5 protein-coding genes are annotated in these 5714 nt (G+C 72.6%); 1 reads left to right on the top strand and 4 read right to left on the bottom strand.

Features of this window, described 5'->3' with window-relative positions; translation table 11 throughout:
- Positions 1–46 precede the first annotated feature (46 nt).
- From ACFW9D_RS35945 to deoC, 3 genes are read right to left on the bottom strand one after another with little or no spacing between them, the layout of a single operon-like run.
- Positions 47–940, bottom strand: coding sequence for an aldehyde dehydrogenase (locus ACFW9D_RS35945; RefSeq protein ID WP_188337205.1), 894 nt, complete (start codon positions 938–940; stop codon positions 47–49).
- Positions 933–2369 carry an aldehyde dehydrogenase family protein gene (locus ACFW9D_RS35940; RefSeq protein ID WP_188337204.1) on the bottom strand — a complete coding sequence of 479 codons (1437 nt, stop codon included), beginning with the start codon at positions 2367–2369 and terminating at the stop codon, positions 933–935. Before ACFW9D_RS35940 ends, ACFW9D_RS35945 begins: the two co-directional genes overlap by 8 nt.
- A 5-nt stretch (positions 2370–2374) precedes the next feature.
- Positions 2375–3331, bottom strand: coding sequence for a deoxyribose-phosphate aldolase (gene deoC, locus ACFW9D_RS35935; RefSeq protein WP_188341352.1), 957 nt, complete (start codon positions 3329–3331; stop codon positions 2375–2377).
- Positions 3332–3672: 341 nt separating this feature from the next.
- On the opposite strand from deoC, the gene ACFW9D_RS35930 reads away from it, so the two are divergent.
- Positions 3673–4302, top strand: coding sequence for a PH domain-containing protein (locus tag ACFW9D_RS35930; RefSeq protein WP_188337203.1), 630 nt, complete (start codon positions 3673–3675; stop codon positions 4300–4302).
- A 28-nt stretch (positions 4303–4330) separates the two neighbouring features.
- On the opposite strand, the gene ACFW9D_RS35925 is transcribed toward ACFW9D_RS35930, so the two are convergent.
- Entirely contained in the window at positions 4331–5530 is a 1200-nt protein-coding gene (locus tag ACFW9D_RS35925; RefSeq protein WP_384629297.1) for a hypothetical protein, read from the bottom strand.
- Positions 5531–5714 lie beyond the last annotated feature (184 nt).

The following is a 5714-nucleotide window of genomic DNA, read 5'->3' as shown; positions in this document are numbered from 1 at the left end:
CTCCTGGACGGAGGAGGGGCCGGGGCCTCGGTGCGGGGGCCGGCGGTCAGTAGGACGAGCCGGAGGCGCCCAGGGACCCCGTCGGGTGCCAGACCGTCTTCGTCTCCAGGAAGTACGTCAGGCGGTCCGTGCCCGGGTCGGCCGCGAAGTCCTCCACAGGCTGTGGACGGCGTACGCGCTTCAGGTTGTCCGCCGCCGCGATCTCCAGCTCCTTGGCCAGGTCCGCGTCCGTGCCGGTCAGGTCGATGCCGTTGACGTCCTGGTGCGCGGCGAGGGACGGGGCGATCTCCGCCGCCCGGCCGGACAGGATGTTGACCACGCCGCCGGGGACGTCGGAGGTGGCCAGGACCTCGCCCAGCGACAGCGCCGGGAGCGGGGCCTTCTCGCTCGCGATCACCACCGCCGTGTTGCCCGTCGCGATGACCGGGGCGAGCGCCGAGATCAGGCCGAGGAGCGAGGACTCCTGCGGCGCGACGATCGTGACGACGCCGGTCGGCTCCGGGGTGGAGAGGTTGAAGAAGGGGCCCGCGACCGGGTTCGCGCCGCCGACGATCTGGGCGACCTTGTCGGTCCAGCCCGCGTACCAGACCCAGCGGTCGATCGCCGCGTCGACCTGGGCGGCGGCCTTCGACTTCGACAGGCCCTCCGCGTCGGCGACCTCGCGCACGAACTGCTCGCGGCGGCCCTCCAGCATCTCGGCCACGCGGTACAGGACCTGCCCGCGGTTGTACGCGGTCGCGCCCGACCAGCCGCCGAACGCCTTGCGGGCGGCGACGACCGCGTCACGGCCGTCCTTGCGGGAGGAGAGCGGCGCGTTCGCCAGCCACTTGCCCTTGGAGTCCGTCACCTCGTACACCCGGCCGCTCTCGGAACGCGGGAACTTCCCGCCCACGTACAGCTTGTAGGTCTTGAAGACGCTCAGACGTGCCGCATCAGACATCGAGGTAGGCCTCCAGACCGTGACGGCCGCCCTCGCGGCCGAAGCCCGACTCCTTGTAGCCGCCGAACGGCGAGGTCGGGTCGAACTTGTTGAACGTGTTGGCCCAGACGACCCCGGCGCGCAGCTTGTTCGCCACGGCGAGGATGCGGGAGCCCTTCTCGGTCCAGATGCCGGCCGAGAGCCCGTACTGGGTGTTGTTGGCCTTCGCGACGGCCTCTTCCGGGGTGCGGAAGGTCAGCACGGACAGGACCGGGCCGAAGATCTCGTCGCGGGCGACGGTGTGCGCCTGCGTGACGTTCGTGAAGAGCGTCGGGGCGAACCAGTAGCCGGACGACGGCAGTTCGCACGGGGCGGACCAGCGCTCGGCGCCCTCAGCCTCGCCCGTCTCGGCGAGCGCCGTGATCCGGGCCAGCTGCTCGGCCGAGTTGATCGCGCCGATGTCCGTGTTCTTGTCGAGCGGGTCGCCGAGGCGCAGCGTCGACAGACGGGTCTTGAGGCGGTCGAGCAGCTCGTCCTGGACCGACTCCTGGACCAGGAGGCGCGAGCCCGCGCAGCAGACCTGGCCCTGGTTGAAGAAGATGCCGGTGACGATGCCCTCGACGGCCTGGTCGATCGGGGCGTCGTCGAAGACGATGTTCGCGCCCTTGCCGCCGAGTTCCAGCGTGAGCTTCTTGTCGGTGCCGGCGACCGTACGGGCGATCTGCTTGCCGACGGCGGTGGAGCCGGTGAAGGCCACCTTGTTCACGTCCGGGTGCGCGACGAGCGCGGCGCCCGCGTCGCCGTACCCCGGAAGGATGTTGACGACGCCCTTGGGCAGGCCCGCCTGGCGGCAGATGTCCGCGAAGAAGAGGGCGGACAGCGGGGTCGTCTCGGCGGGCTTGAGGACCACCGTGTTGCCCGTGGCGAGCGCCGGGGCGATCTTCCAGGCCAGCATCAGCAGCGGGAAGTTCCACGGGATGACCTGGCCGGCGACGCCCAGCGGCTTCGGCGCGGGGCCGAACCCGGCGTGGTCGAGCTTGTCGGCCCAGCCCGCGTAGTAGAAGAAGTGCGCGGCGACCAGCGGGAGGTCCGCGTCGCGGGTCTCCTTGATCGGCTTGCCGTTGTCCAGCGTCTCCAGGACGGCCAGCTCGCGGCTGCGCTCCTGGATGATGCGGGCGATGCGGAACAGGTACTTGCCGCGCTCGGCGCCCGGCAGCGCCGACCACTTCTCGAAGGCCTTGCGGGCCGCCTTCACGGCGCGCTCCACGTCCGCCTCGCCGGCCTGCGCGACCTCGGAGAGGACCTCCTCGGTGGCGGGGGAGACGGTCTTGAAGACCTTGCCGTCGGCGGCCTCGGCGAACTCGCCGTCGATGAACAGCCCGTAGGACGGGGCGATGTCGACGACCGAGCGGGACTCGGGCGCGGGCGCGTACTCGAACAGAGATGCCATGGTGATCAGTCCACCGTCACGTAGTCGGGACCGGAGTAGCGGCCGGTGGCCAGCTTCTGGCGCTGCATCAGCAGATCGTTCAGGAGGCTGGAGGCGCCGAACCGGAACCAGTGGTTATCGAGCCAGTCCGCGCCCGCCGTCTCGTTGACGAGCACGAGGAACTTGACCGCGTCCTTCGAGGTGCGGATGCCGCCGGCGGGCTTCACGCCGATCTGCACGCCGGTCGCGGCGCGGAAGTCGCGGACCGCCTCCAGCATCAGCAGCGTGTTCGCGGGCGTCGCGTTGACCCCCACCTTGCCGGTCGAGGTCTTGATGAAGTCGGCGCCGGCCAGCATGCCGATCCAGCTCGCGCGCCGGATGTTGTCGTACGTGGACAGCTCGCCGGTCTCGAAGATGACCTTGAGCCGGGCGCTGCCCGAGGCCTCCTTCACGGCGCGGATCTCCTCGTAGACCTTCATGTAGTGACCCGCGAGGAAGGCGCCGCGGTCGATGACCATGTCGATCTCGTCGGCCCCGGCGGCGACGGCCTCGCGGACGTCCCCGAGCTTCACCTCCAGGGCGGCGCGGCCGGCCGGGAACGCGGTCGCGACCGAGGCGACCTTCACGTCCGTGCCCGCGACGGCGGCCTTCGCGGTCTCCACCATGTCGGGGTAGACGCAGACGGCCGCGGTGCGGGGGGTCGTGCGGTCGGTCGGGTCCGGGTTGACGGCCTTCGCGCCGAGGGCCCGGACCTTGCCCGGGGTGTCGGCGCCTTCCAGGGTCGTCAGGTCGATCATCGAGATGGCCAGGTCGATGGCGTACGCCTTGGCCGTCGTCTTGATGGAACGCGTGCCGAGCGCGGCGGCCCGGGCCTCCAGGCCCACCGCGTCCACGCCGGGCAGGCCCTGCAGGAAGCGGCGCAGGGTGCTCTCGGACGCGGTGGCGTCGGCCAGTGCGTGTTCTTTGGCGGGTGCAGTGGGCATGGTCACGAGGGGAGCATATCTACGCGCGTAGCGGCGGGACAAGTGGTCGGCCGGGGGGCGCCTTTTCGTCTTGGGGGTTCCTCATCGCGGGCGGCTGCGGGTCGGTGGGGGCTGGTCGCGCAGTTCCCCGCGCCCCTGGAAGGCATGCGGCTTCGCCGCGCCTTCCCCAGATGAAAGGCGCCCTGCACCTTGATCGGGGAAATGCGACCCGGAGGGTCCGCATTTCAGGGGCGCGGGGAACTGCGCGAGAAGCCCCACCGGCCGGCAGCCGCCCGACGACGAGGCGGAGCTACGGCGCCCACACGGTCCGGCCCAGCGCAGCGTCAGGCAGAATCAGGGCCATGGAGACCAGCCCCGCCCCCCTCAAGGACCGCGTCTACCGATCGTCCGCCGGTATCGCGGGCGGCATCGTGCTGCTCGCCCTGTGCGCCTGGCTCGGAATCGACGCCGTGGTCCAGGGCGACGGCCGCACCCCGTGGCTGGCCCTCGCGGGCCTCCTCCTCGCCGTGCCGGTCGTCGTGGCGTTCACCCTGCGCCCGGCGGTGTTCGCGGGCGAGGACCGGCTCCGCATCCGCAACCCGTTCCGTGTGATCACGCTGCCCTGGGCTGCGGTCGCGACGTTCCGGTCCGGTTACTCCAACGAGGTCCTCGACCAGGACGGGGCCAAGTACCAGCTCTGGTCCATCCCCGTCTCGCTGCGCGCCCGCAAGAAGGCCCAGCGCAATCTGAGCCGGGCCGCCGCCATGGACGACCCGGGCCGGGGCTCGCTGCTGTCCGGCGGCCGGGGCGCCAAGGAGCGTCCGACGCGGGCCGCCGCCGACCAGGCCATGGACGACCTGCGCGAGCTCCAGGAGACCCGCGCGGGCGAGCCTGGCGCGCAGGGCGTGGCCACGGTCCGCTGGGCCTGGGAGATCCTCGCCCCGGCCGCCGCCGGCGCCGTCCTCCTGGCCGTGCTCTCGGCGATCGGCTGAGACACCCCGGGCCGATCGGGCCCGACGGTCAGGGCGCGCCGCCCCAGACCAGCACCATGTACCCGCTGCCGTACGCCGCCACCAGCACCGTCCCGCTCACGCAGTACACGAGCACCCGCCGCGAGGCCCGCGCCAGCGCCAGCGCGAGGGGCAGGAGCAGCGGGAACGCCGGGATGAGGAAGCGGGCCCGCGGGAAGTAGACGCCGCCGCTGCCGAGCACGATCGCGAGCAGCGCGCCGGTGAACAGCAGCAGGGGGAGCGGCTGACGGTGGGTGACGCACGCCCCGTACAGCACGACCGCCGCGAACAGGGTCAGCGTCACCATGACGAGGAACAGGTCGGGCCGGGGCTCCACGGCGAGGATCTCGTGGACCCGGCGCAGCGTCTCGGCGCCGCCGTCCACCTGGTTGAACCACAGTTTCTGCACGGCGAAGTAGCCGTCCCAGCGGCCCACCCGCAGCCCCACCCAGCCGACGTACCCGAGCCATCCCAGCGGCGCCAGGAGCGTCCCGCAGGCCACCCGCCACAGGAAGCCCCGGCGCAGCGCCAGCAGGCCGCACAGACCGATCGCGGCGGCCAGCGCGACCCCGGTGGGCCGGGTCAGACCGGCCAGCGAGCACAGGACGCCCGCCCAGATCCAGCGGCCGGTGAGCAGCGCGTACAGCGACCAGGCCACGGCGGCCGTGAAGAGCGACTCGGTGTAGCCCATCCACTGGACCAGGCCCACCGGCAGACAGGCCCACAGGAACACCAGCAGCACGCCGACCCGGCGCCCGTACAGCCGGTGCCCGACCGCGAAGATCCCCCACGCGGCCACGAACGAGGAGACGACGGCGAGCGCCAGTCCGACGGTGGCGCGCGAGCCCGGGGTGACGGCGGCGACGACCTTGATCAGGACGGGGTAGAGCGGGAAGAACGCCAGGTTGTTCGCGTTGACGGCGGTCCCGAGGGCGTCGGCGTAACCGTGGTCGGCGATGCCCACGTACCAGTTGGAGTCCCAGTCCGACGCGAGCAGCGACCAGACGCCCTCGCCCCGCCGGTGCGCCCACACGCCGACGGCGATCAGGACGCACACGCGGACGGCCGTGTACACGGCGAGCGCCGGCGCGGCCCGGCGCAGGGCACGCACCGCGCGCCCCCGCAATCCGCCGATCACGGACCCCGGAACCGGCCGGCCACGGCGGGGCGGGGGCAGCAGGCGGGGGGCCTGGGTGGCGGTCTCGGTCACGGAGGCGGCTCCTGGATACGCGGACGGGGCGGGGGCAGCCTTCCCACCGGCCCCGCCCCGCGTCGCCCCGCGTTCCGTCAACTGCCCCCCGATTTCACCCGTGCGGGTGGCCCGCCGATCCCCACCGCAGCGGCGCCCGCGGCTGGGGGGAAACGCGGCAGGGCGGCGCCCCATGGGCGCCGCC

The sequence above is a fragment of the Streptomyces sp. NPDC059524 genome (assembly GCF_042749255.1).
Taxonomy (GTDB): Bacteria; Actinomycetota; Actinomycetes; order Streptomycetales; family Streptomycetaceae; genus Streptomyces; species Streptomyces xanthii.
Note: the sequence above shows the minus strand (reverse complement) of the source record. Positions and strands in the feature narration are given on the sequence as shown.